At 66.4% G+C, this 20,953-nt stretch carries 19 protein-coding genes and 2 riboswitches; of the genes, 7 read left to right on the top strand and 12 right to left on the bottom strand.

Annotated features, from left to right (window positions below; genetic code table 11):
* Positions 1 to 177 precede the first annotated feature (177 nt).
* Positions 178 to 1,272, bottom strand: coding sequence for a threonine aldolase family protein (locus YM304_RS12935; protein WP_015442144.1), 1,095 nt, complete (start codon positions 1,270 to 1,272; stop codon positions 178 to 180).
* Positions 1,273 to 1,489: 217 nt separating this feature from the next.
* Here YM304_RS12935 and YM304_RS24760 point away from each other — a divergent pair, with 217 nt between their 5' ends.
* Positions 1,490 to 1,717, top strand: coding sequence for a hypothetical protein (locus tag YM304_RS24760; RefSeq protein ID WP_154723445.1), 228 nt, complete (start codon positions 1,490 to 1,492; stop codon positions 1,715 to 1,717).
* Positions 1,718 to 2,077: 360 nt separating this feature from the next.
* The gene (locus YM304_RS22590) at positions 2,078 to 4,060 is read left to right on the top strand and encodes a peptidoglycan-binding protein (RefSeq protein WP_051071424.1); all 1,983 of its coding nucleotides are present in this window, start codon (positions 2,078 to 2,080) and stop codon (positions 4,058 to 4,060) included.
* Between the two features lie 85 nt (positions 4,061 to 4,145).
* On the opposite strand, the gene YM304_RS12920 is transcribed toward YM304_RS22590, so the two are convergent.
* A complete protein-coding gene (locus YM304_RS12920; RefSeq protein WP_015442140.1) occupies positions 4,146 to 5,609 on the bottom strand; it encodes an AMP-binding protein in 1,464 nt (487 codons plus the stop codon).
* A gap of 79 nt (positions 5,610 to 5,688) precedes the next feature.
* On the bottom strand, positions 5,689 to 7,440 hold the full coding sequence (locus tag YM304_RS12915; RefSeq protein WP_015442139.1) for a glycoside hydrolase family 2 protein: 1,752 nt from the start codon (positions 7,438 to 7,440) through the stop codon (positions 5,689 to 5,691).
* Between the two features lie 14 nt (positions 7,441 to 7,454).
* Here YM304_RS12915 and YM304_RS12910 point away from each other — a divergent pair, with 14 nt between their 5' ends.
* The 3 genes from YM304_RS12910 to YM304_RS24755 all read left to right on the top strand — a co-directional run bounded on the left by YM304_RS12910 (position 7,455) and on the right by YM304_RS24755 (position 12,424).
* Positions 7,455 to 8,642, top strand: a complete 1,188-nt coding sequence (locus YM304_RS12910; protein ID WP_015442138.1) for an LLM class flavin-dependent oxidoreductase — start codon at positions 7,455 to 7,457, stop codon at positions 8,640 to 8,642.
* Positions 8,643 to 8,699: 57 nt separating this feature from the next.
* A riboswitch (glycine riboswitch) is annotated at positions 8,700 to 8,787 on the top strand.
* A 1-nt stretch (position 8,788) separates the two neighbouring features.
* Positions 8,789 to 8,876, top strand: a riboswitch (glycine riboswitch).
* 20 nt (positions 8,877 to 8,896) lie between these two features.
* Entirely contained in the window at positions 8,897 to 11,767 is a 2,871-nt protein-coding gene (gcvP, locus tag YM304_RS12905; RefSeq protein WP_041298286.1) for an aminomethyl-transferring glycine dehydrogenase, read from the top strand.
* A 9-nt stretch (positions 11,768 to 11,776) separates the two neighbouring features.
* Positions 11,777 to 12,424, top strand: a complete 648-nt coding sequence (locus YM304_RS24755; protein WP_015442136.1) for a hypothetical protein — start codon at positions 11,777 to 11,779, stop codon at positions 12,422 to 12,424.
* 50 nt (positions 12,425 to 12,474) lie between these two features.
* On the opposite strand, the gene gcvT is transcribed toward YM304_RS24755, so the two are convergent.
* The 7 genes from gcvT to YM304_RS12865 all read right to left on the bottom strand — a co-directional run bounded on the left by gcvT (position 12,475) and on the right by YM304_RS12865 (position 17,201).
* Entirely contained in the window at positions 12,475 to 13,533 is a 1,059-nt protein-coding gene (gcvT, locus tag YM304_RS12895; protein ID WP_015442135.1) for a glycine cleavage system aminomethyltransferase GcvT, read from the bottom strand.
* Positions 13,534 to 13,535: 2 nt separating this feature from the next.
* Positions 13,536 to 14,033, bottom strand: coding sequence for a MerR family transcriptional regulator (locus YM304_RS12890; RefSeq protein WP_154723444.1), 498 nt, complete (start codon positions 14,031 to 14,033; stop codon positions 13,536 to 13,538).
* A 207-nt stretch (positions 14,034 to 14,240) separates the two neighbouring features.
* On the bottom strand, positions 14,241 to 14,726 hold the full coding sequence (locus tag YM304_RS12885; protein WP_015442133.1) for a bifunctional nuclease family protein: 486 nt from the start codon (positions 14,724 to 14,726) through the stop codon (positions 14,241 to 14,243).
* Positions 14,727 to 14,776: 50 nt separating this feature from the next.
* Positions 14,777 to 15,661 (bottom strand): transcriptional regulator FtsR, encoded by an 885-nt coding sequence (gene ftsR / locus YM304_RS12880; RefSeq protein WP_015442132.1) that lies wholly within the window; start codon positions 15,659 to 15,661, stop codon positions 14,777 to 14,779.
* On the bottom strand, positions 15,654 to 16,142 hold the full coding sequence (locus YM304_RS12875) for an FHA domain-containing protein (RefSeq protein ID WP_015442131.1): 489 nt from the start codon (positions 16,140 to 16,142) through the stop codon (positions 15,654 to 15,656). The genes ftsR and YM304_RS12875 overlap by 8 nt, the downstream gene beginning before the upstream one ends.
* Positions 16,143 to 16,152: 10 nt before the next feature.
* Entirely contained in the window at positions 16,153 to 16,539 is a 387-nt protein-coding gene (gene gcvH / locus YM304_RS12870) for a glycine cleavage system protein GcvH (protein WP_015442130.1), read from the bottom strand.
* A 14-nt stretch (positions 16,540 to 16,553) separates the two neighbouring features.
* The gene (locus YM304_RS12865; RefSeq protein ID WP_015442129.1) at positions 16,554 to 17,201 is read right to left on the bottom strand and encodes a CDP-alcohol phosphatidyltransferase family protein; all 648 of its coding nucleotides are present in this window, start codon (positions 17,199 to 17,201) and stop codon (positions 16,554 to 16,556) included.
* Positions 17,202 to 17,245: 44 nt separating this feature from the next.
* On the opposite strand from YM304_RS12865, the gene YM304_RS12860 reads away from it, so the two are divergent.
* Positions 17,246 to 17,638 carry an HIT family protein gene (locus tag YM304_RS12860; RefSeq protein WP_015442128.1) on the top strand — a complete coding sequence of 131 codons (393 nt, stop codon included), beginning with the start codon at positions 17,246 to 17,248 and terminating at the stop codon, positions 17,636 to 17,638.
* 45 nt (positions 17,639 to 17,683) lie between these two features.
* Here the strand turns inward: YM304_RS12860 and YM304_RS12855 are convergent, their stop codons facing one another.
* Positions 17,684 to 18,415 (bottom strand): SOS response-associated peptidase, encoded by a 732-nt coding sequence (locus YM304_RS12855; RefSeq protein WP_015442127.1) that lies wholly within the window; start codon positions 18,413 to 18,415, stop codon positions 17,684 to 17,686.
* A gap of 3 nt (positions 18,416 to 18,418) precedes the next feature.
* A complete protein-coding gene (locus YM304_RS12850) occupies positions 18,419 to 18,793 on the bottom strand; it encodes an ArsR/SmtB family transcription factor (protein ID WP_015442126.1) in 375 nt (124 codons plus the stop codon).
* Between the two features lie 261 nt (positions 18,794 to 19,054).
* Between YM304_RS12850 and speA the strand changes: the two genes are divergently transcribed.
* Positions 19,055 to 20,941, top strand: a complete 1,887-nt coding sequence (speA, locus tag YM304_RS12845) for a biosynthetic arginine decarboxylase (RefSeq protein WP_015442125.1) — start codon at positions 19,055 to 19,057, stop codon at positions 20,939 to 20,941.
* Positions 20,942 to 20,953 lie beyond the last annotated feature (12 nt).

The following is a 20,953-nucleotide window of genomic DNA, read 5'->3' as shown; positions in this document are numbered from 1 at the left end:
CTCGAGATCGGGTGGCCGCTGAAATACCCCTGCTCAGCGGTCACTCTTGTGTACGTGTTGCGAACAGTACGTTAAATCGACTGCGCAGTCAATTGTCGTCTGCAACTATTCTGAAAATCTCTGTATCTGGTCGCTGACCAGGGGAAACGTGGGATCGGTGAGGGGGATTTGGTCGCTTCAGCTGCCAGAACGAGCGGCCGCGAGCGCGGTGACGCCGTCGACGAATCGTGTGATGTCGTCGCTGGTCGTGTCCCACGCCGTCATCCAGCGGACCTGGTGGCGTGAGGTGTCCCAATCCCAGAAGAAACACCAGTCGCGGAGCGGTTCGATCATGGTCGGATCGAGCTGGGGGAACACGCTGTTGACTTGCGGTGCCGGGCCGATGTCGACGCCGTCGATGTCGCTGGCGGCCTGATGGAGGTCGTGGGCCATCGTGTTGGAGTGGGCGCCGAGGTCGATCCACAGGTCGTCGGCGAGGACGGCGTTGAACTGGGCGGCGAGGTAGCGCATCTTGGAGGGGAGTTGTGTGACCTGTTTGCGCACGTAGGCGGAGCCGTGCGCCACGTCCGGGTCGAGGAACACGACGGCTTCTGCGCCGAGCAGGCCGTTCTTGGTGCCGCCGAAGCTGAGGGCGTCGACGCCGGCGTCGATGGTGAACGAGCGCAGCGCTGCACGGTCGGCGCCCAGGGCTGCGGTGGCGTTGGCGATTCGGGCGCCGTCGAGGTGCACGAGCATGCCCATCCGGTGGGCGGTGTCGCAGATCTCGGCGATCTCGTCGGGGGTGTACAGGGTGCCGAGTTCGGTGGGCTGCGTGATCGACACGATGCCGGGTTGGACGTGGTGGACGACGCCTTGGAGTTCGCCCAGATCGGTGAGCTGAGCTGGGGTGATCTTGGCGTCGGGGGAGGGGAGGTCGATGAGTTTGGTGCCGAGGATTCGTTCGGGGGCGCCCGTCTCGTCGGCCTCGATGTGCGACCAATTGGTGCACACGATGGCGTGGTGCGGTCCGCGCAGTGAGCCCATCAGTGTGGCGAGGGCGGCGACGTTGGCCCCGGTGCCGTTGAACGTGAGGCGCGTCACCACGTCGGCGTCGAACAACTCGCGAAATGCCTGCTCACAGGCCGCGGTGTGGCGATCGGAGCCGTATGCCAGTTGGTGGCCGACGTTGGCCTCGGCGAGAGCGGCGAGGACCGCAGGATGGGCGCCGGCAGCGTTGTCACTGGCGAACGAACGGTCGGGCGCGACGGGAAGCGTGATGGGAGAGGTGGTCACCCGGTCAGTCTCGCATCGAGCGTCGGAAAGACGCGACATGGCCCCGGTGTCGCCCTACCATTTCGTCATGACGGAAACAGGTGCTGACGCCGCTGCGGAGCTCGGTGGTGGCGAGTCGGTGGCTCGGTGTCGCTGGTGTCGCCGGGTTCTGCCGAAACGAGCCGGCAGGGGCCGTCCGAAGCTGTTCTGCGCTCAGAAATGCCGCCAGTGGGACTGGGTGACCCGCCAACGAGCCGCTGAGCTCGATCTGAGCGAGAACGAGCTGGTGATCGCCAGAGATCAGCTCGATGCGCTCCACGACGAGTTGTACGTCCTGTCGTGCGCCGTCGACGACGCCAAACGAGACCTGGCCGCCCCAGGCCGAAGATCAGCCAAAGAGCTGAGAGAACTCGTCGACTGGCTCATCGAAGCCGCCGAAGCGCTGCAAGCCAGAAACCTGCTGTGAGGCGGGGTCGAGCGGTGAAGTCATCGCCGGCGCAGGCAGCACCCGTGCGTTCCTGCGGAACGCCCATAATGTCCGTTATGTCAATTCGACGTAACGGAATGGACATATGCTCTGACTTCCGTCAAGATGGCCCCTGTCATTCGTGATCTCGTGGTCTTGCTGGTGCGGAGCAAGGTCTGAGGCTCGGGCCGGACGGGCTTCGAGCAGCTTCTGAACCCTCGAGTTCAGAATGAGATTTGAGTGGTGGTGCGGGTGGACCGACATTTCTGCTGTGCAGGAGGTGCAACGTCCATGATCTCTTTTCGTGACTCTCGCCCGGGACGCCAGTCGTCCGGGTCGACGGAGTCGTCTCGTCGTGCGGTGACTGCTGAGCAGTCGGTCGAGCGTCGGTCGCTTCGGCGCGTGTTGGTTCGCTCGGCGTGTGCCGCGGCGGTGGCCACGCTCGCTTGGGGCGCTTCGCCGTCGGGTGCTGCGTTCGCGTCGCCGGGTCTGCTCGCTCAGGCGCAGTTGCAGTCGGCGACGATCACCGGTCTGTCGCAGGGTGCACGTGGCGCTGACGTTGCGGCGTTGCAGCAGGCGTTGATGGATGTCGGTGTTCCGGTGTCTGGTGGCGCCGATGGTGTGTTCGGTCCGGCCACTCGTGGTGCGGTCGTTGCGTTCCAGTCGGATCGTGGTCTGTCGGCGACGGGTGTCGTCGACGAGGCGACGGCTGAGGCGCTCGCGGCGTCGGTGTCGGGCTCGGGTTCGACCGGTGCGTCGACGCCGTCGTCTGGCTCGTACGTCGGGCTGTCGGAAGGCGCTCAGGGCGACGCTGTGGCTGCGGTGCAGCAACGGATGATGGATCTCGGCGTGTACGTGGCCGGTGGCGCCGACGGTGTGTTCGGCGCGGCGACGACGCGTGCGGTGACGCAGTTCCAGCGCTGGAACGGTCTTGGCGTGACCGGCACGGTGACCGAGGCGACGGTTCGTACACTCGGCTTGACCGGTGACGGCTCGGGTCCGACGACGTCGACGCCCGATCCGGAGCCCGAGCCGACGCCTGACTCCCCTGATGCGACCGCCAACCCGTATGTCGGTTTGAAGCGCGGCTCGCAGGGCCAGTTGGTCAAGGATCTGCAGAGCACGTTGATCGCGACCGGGATCCCGGTTCGCGGTGGTGCCGATGGCGATTTCGGTGGGGTCACCGAGGCGGCGCTCAAGAGTTTCCAGTCGGCCAACGGACTCCCCCAGACCGGTGTGGTGTCGATGGCCGATGCGACGGCGCTGCACCTCGGCCCGCACGGTCATGATCACAGTGACGACGGTGCGGACGAGCCGGCGTCGGACGAGTCGACGAACCCGTATGTCGGCCTGAAGGTCGGCGACCGTGGCGATCTCGTGAAGGACGTGCAGCAGGCGCTCCTCGACCGGGGCATCAACCTGCTCGGTGGCGCCGACGGCGTGTTCGGCAACGCTACGAAGGGCGGCCTCGCACTGTTCCAGCAGCAGCAGTCGCTGTCGGCGACCGGTGTGGTCGATGCGGCCACCGCTGGTGCGCTCGAACTCGGTGGTGCCGAACCGGTCGGTGTGGTCAACAACGAACCGGATCCCGCTCCCCCGTCGTCGTCGAACCCGTACGTCGGGTTGAAGATGGGCAGCAGCGGCGAACTGGTGCGTGAACTCCAGGTGGCGTTGCAGAACACGGGCCTCGTGGTCCGTGGCGGCGCCGACGGTCAGTTCGGTGCGGCCACGAAGTCGTCGCTGATCGCCTTCCAGTCGGTCAACGGCATCCAGCAGACCGGCGTCGTGTCCGAGAAGGGTGCGACGATCCTCGGGCTGGGTACCGGCAACAACGATTCGAGCGGCGGTGGGTCGAGCTCCGCCGAGATCAAGATGCTCCGCTTCCCCGTTCAGGGTCAGTGCTTCTTCGGCGACACGTGGCACGCGGCCCGTGGCGGCGGCCGGTTGCACGAGGGCGTCGACATCATCGCCCCGGAGGGCAAGCTGCTCTACGCCGTCGTCGACGGTCACATTTCCAAGATGTACTGGGATTCTCCCGGTGCACTGGCCGGCAACGGCCTCCGTGTCGCTCAAGATGACGGCACTTACTTCACCTACCTGCACATGAGCGGTTTCGCTCCCGGCATCGAGGTGGGCACGGAGGTCAAAGCTGGCGACGTGATCGGTTTCGTCGGCAACACGGGTTCGAGTGCGACGGCGCACCTGCACTTCGAGATCCACCCCGGTGGCGGTGCGGCGGTCAACCCGTATCCGTACGTGAAGGCGATCGACGACTGCAGCAACACGACGCCGCAGTACCAGCAGTCGTTCCCCTCCCCCGCCGCCGCTCCGTCGGATGCCTGACGCACCTTTCGTCATGACGCAAATGCTCGGTCCAGGAGATCGTGAGCGTCACGAAGGCCGTGGAGAACCGCGCCGCTGAGATCGTTCAACTGTTCAATCGTTCGGCCCGAAGCGCCGAGCGGCGGACCTTTCCGGCATCGTCTCGGAGCGGGTCGGTGACGTACTCGACGGTGCGCGGCAGTTTGTACACCGCCAGGCGCTCGGCGAGGAACTCGAGCAGCTCCTGCTGGCTGACCTCGTCGGCCTCTGCTTGCACGATGGCGTGGACGTCGTTTCCACGATCGTCGTGCGGCAGCCCGATGACCGCGCACGAGTGCACGGCGGGGTGTTCGTTCAGCGCGGCTTCGACCTCGGCGGGATAGATGTTGGCGCCGCCACTCAGGATCATGTCGGCGACCCGGTCGCCCAGATAGAGGTAGCCGTCGGCGTCGAACCACCCGATGTCGCCGAGCGATTCCCAGCCACCGTCGAGCGTCTTGGCATCGGCACCGAGGTACTCGTACGTCGGCGCGTCTCGGGTGGATCGCATCCACACTTCGCCCTGCTCCCCCACCGGGAGGTCGTTGCCGTCCTCGTCGCAGATCTTCATCTCGCCGGAGGTGACGCGACCGACCGAGCCGCGGTGTTCGAGCCATTCGGTACCGGTGATGATGGTGACCGCCTGTGCTTCGGTGCCGGCGTACAGCTCGAAGATCCGTTCGGCGCCGAGCCAGTCGATGAACGCTTCTTTCAGCCACGCCGGGCACGGTTCGGCGAGATGCCACAGGATCCGGAGCGACGAGAGATCGAACCCGTGGCGGACCTCGTCGTCGAGACGAAGCACCCGCTTCATCATCGTCGGCACCATGTAGGTCACGTCGGCGCGGTGTCGTTCGATCGCAGCGAGGGTGGCTTCGGCGTCGAACTTCGGGAGCAGTACGACGTGGTTGCCGGCGAGCAGGGCTTGGCACGCCCAGACCGCCGGTCCGTTGTGATACAGCGGGCCGGGCATGACGAGGCAGCCGCCTTCGGCGAGCCCGAGTGGGAGCGGCGCCTCGGTGTCGTACAGCGCCGGGTCTCCCGAGACGATCAGTTTCGGCCGTCCGGTCGAGCCTCCGGACGTCGGCGCCTTCCAGGCCGGTGACACGATGTCGGGAAGCGGCGCGTCGGAGAAGTCGGTGCTGGTGATGTGGCCGATCGGGAGGTGTCGGATCGTGCTCGGGAGGAGTTGGTCGGCGGATGCGGGAGCGCCGATGACGACCTTCGGTCGGGCGAGGTCGACGATCGCCGCGAGTTCGCGTGGTGGCAGCTTCGCCGACACGGGCTGCGGGATGGCGCCGACGCTCCAACACGCCACGTACGCGACGAACCAGTCGACCGAGTTGGGCAGGGCGACGGTGACGAACTCGCCGGGTTCGACGCCGAACGACTGGAGCTCGCGCGCCATACGCCGCGCTGCCGAACGCAGATCCGATCGAGTCAGCGACGTCTCGCCGCACGTGACGGCGGGGGCATCGGGATCCTCCGTGGCGAGCTGGTCGAGCCGGGCTGGAAACGAGATCAACGCCATCTGCCGTGTGTAGCAGAAGGCGGCTCGAACGTGATGGGTCGGCGTCGCCAGATGGGATCGGCCGCGTCGGTGTGCGACGTCAGATCCGGGATTCGATGTCGGCGTAGAAGCGGCGCAGGACCTCGAAGGCGAGCTTTCGCTCCCCTTCCTCGCTCACGAGCCCCTTGCGGTTGTAGCCGTCTTGGATGACGGGCAACACCCGCACCGGAGCGCGGAAGTCCTTCAGGATCCAGGGCGAGAGGCCGGCCACCGCTCCCCTGCCCGTGTCGGAACGGTTGGCTTCGATCATCTCGATCTGGGCGGCATAGATCGCGGCCTGGAACTCCTCGGTCCAGATCTCGGCGTCGGTGCCGTGATGACCGTGTTTCGCGCCAGCACCCATCTCGGTGAAGATGACCGGCTTGCCGAACGGCGTCGACCACCGGGTCGTGGGGATGGTGTCGCGCTGGCCGTAGTACCAGCCCAGATACTGGTTGATGGCGACGACGTCGACGACCTCGCCGAGCTGATCGTCGACGTGCTGGTCCTCGTCGGCCGTCGGCAGCGTGAGCAGCGCCGCCGACACGAGGCGCGTCGGATCGAGCAGTCGCGCTCGATCGGCGAGCGCCGTGAGGAACGCGTTGCGTTCCGGGCCGGGCAGGGTCTCGTTCGCCATCGACCAGAAGATCGTCGACGCTCGACTCCGATCGCGCGTGATCAACTCCTCGAGCTGTTCGAGTGCGTTGTCGAGCACGTGCTGCTGGTCGAACGCGATGCCCCAGTACACGGGGAGCTCGCACCACGTGAGGATGCCGCGCCGGTCGGCCTCTCGCACCATGTGCTCGTCGTGCTGGTAGTGAGCGAGCCGGACGAAGTTGACGCCGAGTTCCTCGGCGACGTCGAACAGGGCTGCGGCGTCGTCGGCGCCGTGCGAACGTCGCCCGCCCGACAACGCTTCAGCGTGCATGGAGATGCCGCGCAGGAACGTCGTCTCGCCGTTGACCACGATGCGCTCGCCGTCGGTCTCGACGGTGCGGAAGCCGACACGATCGTCGATCTGGTCGTCGGCGCAGGCCCACCTGACGTCGTACAGCCGCGGAGCCCCGGGGTGCCATCGCTCAGGGGTGACGTCGAGTTCGAATCGTCCGTCGCTGTCGAGTTCGACGACGTCGTCGACGCCGAGTTCGGGGATCTGCAGCCGAACGGGTTCGGGAGGTCCGTCGAGCTCCACTCCCCCGACCACTCGCCCGTCGGGAGCCATGGTGATCCACGCGTGCCGCATGAACGTGTTCGGCACGAACACCAGGTCGACCGAGCGGGTGAGCCCGCCGAAGTTCCACCAGTCGGAACGCATCGCGGGGATGCGATCGCGTTCACGCCGGTTGTCGACCTGGATCACCAGCGAGTGTTCGCCAGGGCCGAGGCGACCGGTGACCTCGACGGCAAAGGGTCCGAACCCGCCTGCGTGCGTGGCGATCTCGTCACCGTCGACGAAGACCCGTGAGGTGTGGTTCGCCGCCCCGATGTGCAGGTACATGCGCTGCGACGCCCGGTCGGCGGGGACCGAGATCTTCCGTCGGTACCAGACCGTGCCCTCGTAGTAGTGCAGTCGCTCGTCTTGCGTGTTCCAGTCGCCGGGCACGGTGAGCGTGGGCGAGGCATCGAAGTCGTACTCGACGCGATCTCCCGGATGGCGAGGCGTGTGATCGCGGAAGAAGCCACGATCGTTGCGCTGTTCGAGGATGCCGATGTAGCCCATCTCGTACGGGTCGACGATCACGTTCCAGTCGCCGTCGAGCGAGAGACGGTCGCGTTGCAGGACGTTCGACAACGTGACGGTTCCGACGTTCATGGAAAGATCGTTGCATGCCGCAGTTCCTTCCGCCCGATCAACAACTCCGCTTCGGGATCTTTCTCCCGCCGATGCACAAGACCGGCGTCAATCCGACGCTCGCGATCCAGCGGGATCTCGAGCTGATCGATCACCTCGATCGACTCGGCTATCACGAGGCGTGGATCGGGGAGCACCACTCGGCTGGCTCCGAACTGATCGCGAGCCCGGAGGTGTTCATCGCCGCTTCGGCGCAGCGGACGACCAACATCAGGCTCGGAACCGGCGTCAACTCGCTGCCGTACCACCACCCGCTGATCCTCGCCGACCGCATCGTGCAGCTCGATCACATGACGAAGGGCCGGATGATGTTCGGCGCGGGTCCTGGGCAGCTCACGTCCGACGCCGCGATGCTCGGCATCGACCCCAACGATCAACGCCCGCGCATGCAGGAGGCATTCGACGTCATCATGCGCCTGTTCGCCGGCGAGACCGTCACGTCGAGGACCGACTGGTACACCGTCGACGAGGGCGTGCTCCAGATGCGCCCGTACAGCAACTTCGACGTCGCCGTCGTGTCGTCGGTGTCGCCGTCGGGTTCGAAGCTCGCCGGACGCTACGGCGCCGGGCTCACCTCGATCGCCGCGACCGAACCGGCCGGGTTCGGCGTGCTCGACTACAACTTCAACGTCTGGCAGGAGGAAGCGAAGCTGCACGGTCACACCGCTGACCGCTCCGACTGGCGCTTGATGGGGCCGATGCACATCGCCGCGACCGAAGACGAAGCACGTGAGAACTGCAAGTACGGACTGCAGTGGGTGTTCTCCTACCTCGCACACATCCTGCCGATGGGTGACCCCAACGATCCGCCGCCGCCGGAGGACTACGACGAGTTCGTCGACTTCCTGAACGAGTCGGGACGCATGGTCATCGGCACGCCCGAGATGGCGATCGCCCAGATCGAACGGCTGCAGGAGAAGACCGGTGGATTCGGGTGCTACATGATGATGGGCGCCGACTTCGCCGACTGGCGAGCGACGAAGGAGAGCTACGAGCTCTTCGCCTACGAGGTGATGCCGCACTTCACCGGGCAGATCGAACCGGTGCAGACGAGTTACGACAAGATCGTCGACGCCGGCTCCCGGTGGGCCGACGCAACGCTCGGCGCTCAACTCACCGAGATCGGCAAGTACGAAGAGGAGCGGGCCGCTCGCCCCGACTGAGAAGCGGGTTCGACCGCGCTGCGCCGAGTACGCTCATCACCACAACTGAAACGCCGTTGACCCCGATCGGGAGAGCCACAGTGCAGTGGCGCCGAAGGAGCAACCACCCCGGAAATCTCTCAGGCATCCGGACCGTTCGAGGCAGGCACACTGGAAAGCGAGTGACCGTTCACTCCACCCAAGGGGCAAGGCGTCGTTTCGACGTTGAAACTCTCAGGTACCGATGACAGTGGGGGTCCGAATCCAGCCGGAGGCTGCCCGTGCCCACCCCCATCAGTGAACTGTTCGAGACCGACGAGTTCGTTCGCCGGCACATCGGGCCGGCGCCCGCCGACGTCGAGCACATGCTGTCGACGCTGGGCGTCGGGTCGACCGAAGAACTCCTCGACCAGACGCTGCCGCCATCGATCCGGTCGACCGAGCCGCTGGCGCTCGGCGAGGCGGTCCCCGAGGTCGAGGCGTTGCGCCGACTGCGCGTGCTCGCCGACAAGAACGAGCAGGTCACCAGCCTGATCGGCATGGGATACACCGGCACGATCACGCCACCGGTCATCGCTCGCAACGTGCTCGAGAACCCGGCGTGGTACACGGCCTACACCCCGTATCAACCCGAGATCAGCCAGGGTCGCCTCGAAGCGATTCTCAACTTCCAGACGGTCGTCACCGAACTCACGGGGCTCGACGTGGCCAACGCGTCGCTGCTCGACGAGGGCACGGCAGCAGCCGAGGCGATGACGATGGCGCGTCGCCAGTCGAAGGCGAAGACGCAGCGCTTCTTCGTGCACCACGACACCCACCCGCAGACGCTCGCCGTGCTGCACACACGGGCCGAACCGGTCGGTGTCGAACTGGTCGTCGGCGACGTCGACCTGCTCGACGACGAGGCCGGTGTGTTCGGCGCCCTGTTCAGCACCCCCACGTCGTCGGGTGCCGTGGTCGACTGGACCGCAGCGATCGAACGTGTCCACGAACTCGGCGGTGTGGCCGCGGTCGTCACCGACCCGCTGGCCTGTGTGCTCGCCACTCCCCCGGGACGGATGGGCGCCGACATCGCCGTCGGCTCGGCACAGCGCTTCGGTGTGCCGATGGGCTTCGGCGGACCGCACGCGGCGTTCGTCGCCGCTCGCGAGAAGGCGGCACGTTCGATGCCCGGTCGCATCGTCGGCGTCAGCACCGACACCGCCGGGCGACCGGCGCTGCGCCTGGCGCTGCAGACTCGCGAACAGCACATCCGGCGCGAGAAGGCCACGTCCAACATCTGTACCGCACAGGTGCTGCTCGCCAACATCGCCGGGTTGTATGCCGCGTGGCACGGCCCCGAGGGCTTGCGACGGATCGCCGAACGTGTGCAACGGCTCACGTCGATCGCCGCCGCCGGGCTGCGCGCCGGCGGCCTCGACGTGGTCAACGACTCGTGGTTCGACACGTTGACCGTCCGGGTCGACGACGTCGACGAAGCCGTCGCATCGGCGCTCGACGCCGGGTTCAACATCCGACGCTCGGCCGACTCGGTCGGCATCACGTTCGACGAGACGAGCACGCTCGACACGGTGGCGGCGATCGTCACCGCCCTCGGCGGCACGCCGGTCGACGACGGAGGCCTCGACGAAGCCCCCGACGGTCTCACGTCATCGCTGCGTCGCTCCGACGACTTCATGACGCAGTCGGTGTTCGCCCGCTATCACAGCGAACACGAGATGCTGCGCTACCTGCGACGGCTCAGCGACAAGGACCTCGCGCTCGACCGCACGATGATCCCGCTCGGGTCGTGCACCATGAAGCTCAACGCCACGTCCGAGATGGTGCCGATCACGTGGCCGGAGTTCGCCGACATCCATCCCTTCGCTCCCGACGACCAGACCGTCGGCTATCGCGAGATGATCGCCGACCTCGAGCAACGCCTCGCCACCATCACCGGGTACGACGCCGTGTCGGTGCAGCCCAACGCCGGAAGCCAGGGTGAGTTCGCCGGGCTCCTCGCGATTCGGGCGTTCCATCGGTCGCAGGGTGACGATCAGCGCACGGTGTGCCTGATTCCCGAGAGCGCTCACGGCACCAACGCAGCGAGTGCCGTCATGGCCGGGTTCGACGTGGTCGTGGTGGCCTGCGACGACGCCGGCAACGTCGACGTCGACGACCTCGAATCGAAGATCGACGGCGTCGCCGACCAACTCGGTGCGCTGATGATCACCTACCCCTCGACGCACGGCGTGTTCGAAACGGCCGTCGGCGACATCTGCGCCCGAGTGCACGATGCCGGTGGCCAGGTCTACGTCGACGGTGCCAACCTCAACGCGCTCGTCGGTCTCGCCCAACCGGGCAAGTTCGGCGCCGACGTCAGCCACCTCAATCTGCACAAGACGTTCTGCATCCCCCACGGTGGTGGCGGTCCCGGCGTCGGTCCGGTCGGCGTGCGCGAGCATCTGCGCCCCTTCCTGCCCGGTCATCCGCTGCGCAGCGACGCCGCCGTCGGCGCCGTGTCGGCCGCACCACACGGGTCGGCCGGCATCCTGCCCATCCCGTGGATGTATCTCGAGATGATGGGCGGTGCCGGTCTCACCCAGGCGACCGAGGTCGCCATCATCGCGGCCAACTACATCGCCGCCCGACTCGACGAGCACTACCCCGTGCTCTACCGGGGCGAACACGGTCGGGTCGCGCACGAATGCATCGTCGACCTGCGAACCATCACCAAAGACACCGGTGTGTCGGTCGACGACGTCGCCAAGCGGCTCATGGACTACGGCTTCCACGCACCGACGATGAGCTTCCCGGTGGCCGGCACGCTGATGATCGAGCCGACCGAGAGCGAGACCGTGCGCGAGATCGACCGGTTCTGCGACGCGATGATCGCGATCCGCACCGAGATCGAGCGCGTCGCCAGTGGCGAGTGGGCCATCGACGACAGTCCACTCCGTCACGCGCCGCACACGTCGGAAGAACTGCTCGGTGACTGGGAGCGCCCGTACTCCCGCGAACTCGGAGCGTTCCCCGTCGACGGGCTCCGCCAAGCCAAGTACTTCCCGCCGGTGTCGCGCATCGACGGCGCCTACGGCGACCGCAACCTGGTGTGCTCGTGCGAACCGTTGGAGGCGCTCGCTCGTCCGGCCGCGCCGGTGGGATAGGTTGCGCACATGGCCGACAACGATCCGCTCGCCGAGATGTTCAACCTGTTCGCGGCGCCGCTCGCGGGCACGATCCGGTCGTTCGATCAGTTCCGCAAGGGCGTCGACGAGTTCCTCCGTGGCGTCGAGAACTTCAATCGCACGATGGAGAGCCTCAACGAGACCGCCGAGCGGATCAACACGCTGCTCGCCGAAGTCGAAGAGCCCATCAAGGCCGCCGTTCCGCAGGTGACGCGTACCGTCAAGGCCGCCGACGAGATGATGCAGGTCGTCGCCGGTCCGGCGATGGCGGTGGCACCCGGCCTGATGAAGTTGAGCGACACCCTGAACAATCCGGCGTTCCAGCAGATGCCGAACCAACTCGGTCAGATGACCGAACTGCTCGGCGAGGTCACGACCCGCCTCGCTCCGCTGGGCCATCTCGCCGAGTCGGCCGGCGGTCTGTTCGGCGGGTTCAAGATTCCCGGCTTCGGCGGTCCCGCAGCACCCAAGCCGCCCGCCGGTGACGCCCCGGTGCCGCCGAGCGAACCCGCCGCGGCCCCGCAGCCGGCCAAGCCGGCAGCCAAGAAGCCGGCAGCGAAGAAGACCGCGGCCAAGAAGGCGCCCGCCAAGAAGCGTGCGCCCAAGAAGGCAGCGGCCCGCAAGAAGAGTTCATAGCGCGATCGTCGCCCACGGTCGCTCGTCGGGTGGCAGGCGCCGGTTGCGGCTCAGATGAACGGCATGTCGGCGATGACGCCTGGCAGCGCCTTGCCGCGCACGTCGATCTCGACGGCGTCGCCGACGGCGAGGTCGGGTGGGACGAATCCCATCGCCACGCCGTGACCGAGCACCGGTGAGAAGTTGCCGCTGGTGACGACGCCGACGTCGCTGCCATCGACACGGATGCTGCAGTCGGCTCGGGCCGGACGACGGCCCTCGGTGGTGATGCCGACGAGCTTGCGGCCAACGCCGGCCTCGCGCTCGGCGAGCGCTGCCTCGCGCCCGTGGAACTGCGGCTTGTCCCAGGCGACGACCCACCCGAGACCGGCCTGGAGCGAGGTGATCCCCTCCCCCAGTTCGTGTCCGTGAAGCGGGAGCCCGGCTTCGAGGCGCAGCGTGTCGCGAGCGCCGAGACCCGCCGGCGTGATGCCGGCGCCCAGGAGCGCCTCCCAGAGCGCGGGTGCGGCATCGGTCGGGACAGCGATCTCGAGCCCCGGCTCACCGGTGTAGCCGGTGCCGGCCACGACGCATTCGACGCCGTTCCAGTCGCACCGCTCGACGCGGAATCGTTTGACGTCGGCGGCTGCGGCGAACACCGGGCGTACGAGGTCGCGAGCTTGCTTGCCCTGCACGGCGATGACGGCGCGGTCGGCGGTTGTTTCGCGACCGCCGATCGCTGCCACGACGTCGTCGGTGTTGGAGGCGTTCGGCATCACGTCGAACACATCGGGGTCGCCGTCGGCGCGTGGATGCCACCAGACGATGATGTCGTCGAGCACCGACGCGTCGGCCTCGCTGAGCAGGTGGGTGTACTGCGCCCGCCCCGGCTCGATCTTCGACAGATCGTTGGTGAGCGTCGCCTGCAACCGCTCGAACGCATCGGGGCCCTCGACCCTGACCGAGCCGAGGTGCGAGACGTCGAACATGGCGGCGCCGTTGCGGCACGCCAGGTGTTCGTCGATGGTGCCCGTCGGATAGGCGATCGGCATCTCCCACCCGCCGAATTCGACGAGGTTGGCGTCGAGCGCTCGGTGCTGGTCGGCGAGGGGCGACTGTCGCAGCGTCATGCTCAGCCGATGCGGCGGGCGGCGGCCGTACGGTTCGCTTCGTCGAGTTCGGCCTGGAACGGCTGCAGATCGGCTTCGAGTTCGGTCTTGACGCCGCCCATCGAGAGCACGTTGAGCACGCTCTGACCGGTGTTGATGAGGTCGATCAGGCCACCCTGATCGCACAGCGTGACGCTGCCACCGTCGATGACGATGTGCGCCGCAGCGATGTCGGACCCGACGTGCCCGCGGAGGTTCTCGAAGACCGTGCGCACCTGTTCGAGCTTGATGCCCGCATCGAGCAGCTTCTTGATCGTCTTCAACTCGAGGAGGTCGTTGTACGAGTACCGGCGACGGCTGCCGCTTCCGGACGCGTCGGACAGCGACGGACGAATCAGGTCGGTGCGGGCCCAGTAGTCGAGTTGGCGGTAGGTGATGCCGACGATCTTGGCGGTGTGCGTCCCGCTGTAGCCGAGCTCTTTCGCCAGTTCGGCGTCGATGCCGGTCGTCTGATTGTCCACGTTCTGCCTCCGATGGTCCGGTCCCAACTCTGAGCTCGACTCGGTCGGGCCCACTCACCTTCACCAACCTGTAGTTACGTGAATGTGAGATCGTGAACTCTACGGGTGCCGATCGCGCCCGTCAACCCTTACCTCGACCTTTGGTTGAGACTTTGCGCGACGCCGATCTGTCGCCCTCGACTCGAGCGAGAGGCATCGACGTCCAGGTCAGGCGAAGTCTTCGGGGTTGAGGTCCTCGAGGAAGTCCTTGAACTCGTCGATGATCTCGGCAGCATCTTCTTCGGGCTCGGCGGGAGGTTCCTGCCCCTGCGCATCCATCAGCTCATCGCTGGCGAACAGCGGAGCTCCGCAGCGCACCGCGAGCGCGATCGCATCGGACGGCCGGCTCGAGATGATCTTGTCGCCGTGCTCGGAGGTCATGTGCACCTCGGCGTAGAACGTGCGGTCCTTCATCTCGGTGACGATGATCTGGCTCACCGACGCACCGAGCGCTTCGAGCGCAGCGAGAAACAGGTCGTGCGTGAGCGGGCGAGGCGGCTCCACACCTTCGAGCGCGTAGTGGATCGACGATGCCTCCGGGCTCCCGATGTAGATCGGCAACAGCCGGTGGCGGCCTTCCTGCTCGCGCAGCAGCACCATCGGCGTGTTCGCCGGGACTTCGACTCGGACGCCGACCAGTTCCAATGGGACCATGCGTCCGATGGTATCTCGCATCGGACGGCCGGTGTCGGCCGGGCCCGGATTCAGCGTTCGAAGTGCTGCCGGAGCAGGGTGCGCATCAGCGCCGAGCGCAGTTGCGCGCCGAACTGGTCGAGTTCGGTGAGCTGTGCCAGCGCATGCTCGTTCGATTGCGGGTTGCGCTGGCGGATGAGCGGTTGGATCATCTGCTCGTACAGGCCGGCTTCACGGTCGGCTGCGACTCGCCAACCGCGCAGGTGGCGGGCGTCGACACCGAGATCGAGGAATCGCTTGGCGATGCGTGCGATCTCGAGGGCGTCTTCGTCGTAGCGCTTGTTCGCGTCGGGCACGATGAGGCCGTACGACTCGAGCTGGTCGAGTTGCGCCGTGTCGATTCCCGACATCGAGCAGAGTTCGGCGCCGTCGAGCACCACGCCCGACGCCATCGGGATGCTGCCCGTCTCGTCGGGACGCTGCATGCCGGCCGGCTTGGTCGGGTCGGGTTCGGCGGGCGACCGCTCGAACAGGCCGGGGCCGGGCGCGGTGCGAGCCGCCGGGTGCCCTTGGCGCGACGCCGCCAACGACTGTGCGTCGGCGGCTTCGTCGGGGAGGTTCATGATCCCGCGCGGTCGGGGGATCTCGCTCGTCGGATCGATCTCGCCCGTGTCGAGGCGGTCTTTGATGACCTTGAGCGGCAAGAAGTTGTCTTTCTGCTCGCGCAGGATGCACCGGAGCAGCTCGACGTCGACGTCGTAGAACTTGCGATATCCCGACGCCGTGCGCTCGGGTTCGATCAGCCCCTGACTCTCGAGGAAGCGGATCTTCGAGATCGTGACGTCGGGAAACTCCTCGAGCAGGAGCGCGAGGACCTCGCCGATCGACAGGTGTGATCCGGACGCCCGGCTCCCGGGTTCGGTCACGCCAGTTGCGGCCTCGGGCGCCTCAGCCATCGCTGCGCTCGAAGAAGACCAGACGGAACTTGCCGACCTGGAGCTCGTCGCCGTGGCGCAGCAGCATCTTGTCGATGCGCTCCTGGTTGACGTAGGTGCCGTTGAGCGAGCCGGCGTCGCTGGCCACATAGCCGTCGGGCGTCCGCTCGATCTCGACATGACGGCGAGACACGGTGATGTCGTCGAGGCTGATCTCGCTGTCGGGATGCCGACCGAGCTTGGTGACGGCGTTGTCGAGCGCGAACCGGTCACCGGCCTGTTCGCCGGCGCGCACGATCAGCACACCGGTCTCGACCGGCAGGTCGCCGACCGGCACGACGAGGTCGTCGTCAGGGCCGGGAGCATCTTGCAGCGGGTCGATGCGGGTGAGGTTGATGGTGCGGTCGTCGAGGCTGTCGAGCGGCGAACCACAGCTCGAACAGAAGGTGCTCTCGGGCGGGTTGCGGTGACCGCACTGGTTGCAGAAGACGTAGGTACTCACGAGCGGTTGGTCATCCTTCGGTCAGTGCGCGATAGGCGTCGGCGTCGAGCAACGCGTCGAACTCGGACGGGTCGCTCATCTCGATCGAGCAGATCCATCCGTCGCCGTACGGGTCGGAGTTGAGGAGTTCGGGGTTGTCGTCGAGCGCTTCGTTGGCCGCGGTGACGACACCGGCGACCGGGGCGTAGATGTCGCTGACGGACTTGGTGCTCTCGACCTCGGTCACCGATTCGGCGTTGGCGACGGTCGCGCCGACCTCGGGAGCCTCGACGAAGACGACGTCGCCCAGCGAATCCTGCGCGTAGTCGGTGATGCCGATCGTGACGAGATTCGAGTCGCCGTCGCGGCGAATCCACTCGTGGTCGGAGGAGTAGCGACGGTCGTCGGGGATGTTCATGAGCGTGATTCCGTTCAGGCGGGGGTCGGCGTGGTTGGATCGGAGGTTGCACGGCCTGCCGCGATGCCGTGACGGATCAGAGGAATATAGGCGATGCCGGTCCAGTAGCTGAGCGCCAAGCCCGGGATTCCGAGCACCCAGGCCACGACGAGGAACGCCGGTGACTCCCAGACGTCGGCGTTGCCGAGCAGAAAGCTCGGCACCGCACCCATGAGCGCGAACGTGGCACATTTGCCGAGCCACGTGACACCAAAGCGTTCCATGTGGAGGAACAGCGTCGAGAAGGCGATCACTCCCCCGACGATCAGTTCGCGGGCGAGCACGGCGATGGCGAACCAGAGCGGGATCGACCCGTCGATGATGATGGCGGTGACCGACACGATGAACAGCAGGCGGTCGACCGTCGGGTCGAAGATCTTGCCGAACTCGCTGGTCTGGTCGAATCGTCGGGCGATGTAGCCGTCGACCCAGTCGGTGCTGCCGAGCAGGGCCAGCAACCAGGCGGCTCCGGCTCGATTGTCTTGTGCGAACAGGAGGTAGAGGAAGAGGGGCAGGCACATCAACCTCAACAAGGTGAAGAGGTTCGGCAGCGTGAAGACGTTCTCGAACACGCCTTCGGCCGGCTCGGCCGTGGGCGATGCAGCGGTCTCCGGAATGCTCACGCCGTCATGCTACGTGAGGGGTGCCTCAGTGCAAGACTGAGCGCATGGCAACCGTGTTCACCATGATCATCAACGGCGACATCCCCGGCACGTTCCTGCATCGTGACGAACACTGCGTCGTGTTCATGTCGATCAACCCGATGGCCCCGGGCCATGCGCTCGTCGTCCCGATCGAGGAGATCGATCACTGGATCGACGCCTCCGACGAACTGTCGGCACACCTGTTCGCCGTGGCGCACCGGGTGGCCAAGGCGCAGGAGCGGGCGTTCGGCTGTGAGAAGGTCGGCATGATCATCGCCGGATACGAAGTGCCGCACACGCACATCCACCTGATCCCGACCAACGACATGAGTCAGCTCAGCTTCGCCAACGCGGCGGCATCGGTCGATCGCGACGATCTCGAAGCCTGGGCCGACGCCATCCGCAACGAACTCTGACGCAAAGTTGCTTACGTCGCTCCCGGAGCGACGTAAGCAACTTGGTCAGAGCGGGGTGACGAGGTGAGGGTCGTTGTTGCGGACGTTGTTGACGTCGGTCGACACCGGGTGCATCGTGAGCGAACCATCGTCGGTCGGCACGAACAGCGTGCTCAGATCGTCGATGTCGTCGTTGCTGCGGTCGAGCCACTCGGCCCACCGTGACCGCGGGACGAACACCGGCATGCGGTTGTGGATCTGCGACATCGTCTCGTTGGCGGCGGTGGTGACGATGGTGGCCGAGTGCAGCCACTGGTCGCCGGCGTCGGACGCCTCAGGGTTTTCCGCCGCTTCGGGATCCTTCCAGGCGGTCCAGAGCCCGGCCACCGCCAACGGTTCGTCGTCGACGCGGTGGATGAACATCGGCTGCTTGAGCGGCTTGCCCTTCGTGTTGAGCGGCCCGTCGGCTGCCCCTGGTTTCCACTCGTAGAACCCGTCCATCGGGATGAGAAGGCGCTTCTTCTTGAACAGGCCCTTGAACGAGTTCTTCTCGGCGAGCGTCTCGGAGCGGGCGTTGATCATCTTCGACGCGATCTTGCGATCTTTGGCCCAACTCGGGATGAGGCCCCAGTGGAAGGCCTCGACACGGTTGGTGCCGTCGGCACCCTGCACCACCCCGTAGATGTCGTGGGTGGGCGCCACGTTGAAGTTCTCGCCGAGGCTCTCGACGGCGGCGTCGGCGCCGAAGTAGTTGGCGATCTGGTCAGGTTGGTTGGTGGAGACGAAGCGGCCGCACACGGTTCAGACCTCACCGCCTGCCACACCGGTGAGCGTGGCCGCGAGTCGCTCGACCTCTCCGCTCGCCAGGCGATACCAGACCCAGCGGCCGCGCTTGTCGCCTTCGACGATGCCTGCCTCGGCGAGCACCTTGAGGTGGTGCGAGATGGTCGGTTGCGACTTGCCGAGCGGCTCGACGAAGTCACACGCGCACACTTCCCCGTCGGGCGAGTTGGCGATGATCGACATCACCTGCAGCCGCGTCGGGTCGGCGATGGCCGCGAGCCGTGACGCATGTGCGGCGGCGTCGGTGACGCTGAGCCAGCGCGTGGCTCCCCCGCAGCACGGTGTCGGTGCTTCTGGCTGTGTCTCCGGCTGTGTCGTGTCGGCGTGGCTCATGCTGATGCGGTCATATCGAATCCGGTCAATTGACCACACGGTATCTCGCATTCGGATCGACGGTGACGGCCATGATTCGGAGGCGTCGGTGGGCGATCGATCTCGCCCGGGCCGGACCGAGCCAGATGTCACGCAACCCCTGCTAGATGATGGTTCGGCATGCCGAAACAACCGACGCCGGTGTTACTCTCGCTCGGTGCTCTCCGACCAGGTGGTGAACGTTCACACGCAGCCCGCTCGTGCCCACGCGGCGGCGGGGCGATGACCCCGGCCGACGCCGATCCGTACGGGCTCGACCGCTGGGCCGACGGGCTCCTCGAGGTGCTCGACAACGGAGATCTCGGCATCCGCGACCCGGAGCACCCGGAACGGCCGGCGGTGAGCCTGCCGTCGATCGTGCGCGATCTCGACCAGCGAGGCGTGTCGGCGCCGGTGCTGATCCGAGTCGGGGCGCTCCTGCGCAGCCGGATCGCCGCGATCAACGAGGCGTTTGCGGCAGCGATCGACGAGACCGAGTACGAGGGCGCGTATCGATCGGTGTTTCCGATCAAGGTCAACCAGCAGGCCGACGTCGTCGACCGGATCGTCGAGCACGGCGCCCCGTGGAACCTGGGCCTCGAGGTCGGGTCGAAACCCGAACTGCTGATCGCGCTGAGCCGCGAGCTGTCGGACGGGGCGCTCATCATCTGCAACGGCGTGAAGGACGAGGAGTACGTCCGCCTCGCCATCGCCACCCAACGCATCGGCGTGTCGTGTGTGATCGTGCTCGAGAGCGTCGGCGAACTCGACGTGGTGCTGCGCGTCGCCGAACGCCTCGGCGAGCGGCCGCTCCTCGGGGTTCGTATCAAGCTCACCGAGCGCAGCAGCGGACCGTGGGCGTCGTCGTCGGGTGACCGGTCGGCGTTCGGCGTCGGCGCATCCGACCTGATGACGATCGTCGAGCGGTTGCGCGAGGTCGACATGCTCGACTGTCTGCAGCTACAGCACTCGCACATCGGATCGCAGATCCCGAACGTCAACGAGATCCGTGCGGCGGCGTCGGAGGCGAGCCGGTTCTTCGTCGCGCTGCGTCGACTCGGGGCACCTCTGTCGTATCTCGACCTCGGCGGCGGCCTCGGTGTCGACTACACGGGCGAGCATCGGTCGGTCGATCATTCGACGAACTACACGCTGTCGGAGTACTGCGTGAACGTGCTCGAAACCGTGAAATACGTGCTCGACGACGGTGACGAGGCGCATCCGACGCTGATCACCGAGAGCGGCCGGGCCATCGTCGCGTCGAGTTCGATCCTGGTGTTCGACGTGCTCGAAGCGACGTACTACGACCGGGCCGAGTGGATCGAACACCAACCCGGCGACCACGAACTGCTCGCCAACCTGATCCACATCCACGACTACATCGACGTCGACCGTCTGCAGGAGTGCGTGTCGGACGCCGAGTACTACCGCAGTGAGTTGCGTGCCAACTTCCGGCGCGGCCTCCTGTCGCTCGATCAGCTCGCCCGTGCCGAGGAGGGATTCCTCACGGTGATCCGTCGATTGAAGAAGCTGGCTCGACAGGCCGACGCGGTCGACGAGGGCGTGGAGGAACTGCTCGGTCAGCACGTCGACATCTACCACGGGAACCTGTCGGTGTTCCAGAGCCTGCCCGACTCGTGGGCCATCGACCAGATCCACCCGATCGTTCCGATCCAACGGCTCGACGAGATGCCGACACGCCACGCCATCGTGTCCGACACCACCTGCGACAGCGACGGACGCATCGACCGGTTCGTCACGAAGGACGGGGTCAGCGACTGGTTGCCCGTCCACGATCTCGTGCCCGGTGAGCGCTACCACCTCGGCGTCTTCCTCGTCGGCGCGTACCAGGAGACGCTCGGCGACCTCCACAATCTGTTCGGAGACACCAACGTGGTCACCGTCGAGTTGCTCGACAACGGCGAGTTCGAACTCCTGGCCGAGACCGAGGGCGACACCAACGCACAGGTGCTGTCGTACGTCGAGTACGACCCGAAGGCGTGCCTCGACGCGTTCAAGAAGCGTGTCGACGCGGCGGTGGCCAGCGGGCGGGTCAGTGCAGCTCAGCGTCGTGAGTTGATCTCGACCTATCGTTACAGCATGAGCAGCTACACGTACTTCGAGCACTGATGATCGCATCTT

Origin of the sequence: Ilumatobacter coccineus YM16-304 (assembly GCF_000348785.1) — a bacterium.
Classification (GTDB): Bacteria; Actinomycetota; Acidimicrobiia; order Acidimicrobiales; family Ilumatobacteraceae; genus Ilumatobacter_A; species Ilumatobacter_A coccineus.
The sequence above is the reverse complement of the archived record's forward strand: the minus strand, read 5'-3'. Positions and strand labels throughout refer to the sequence as shown.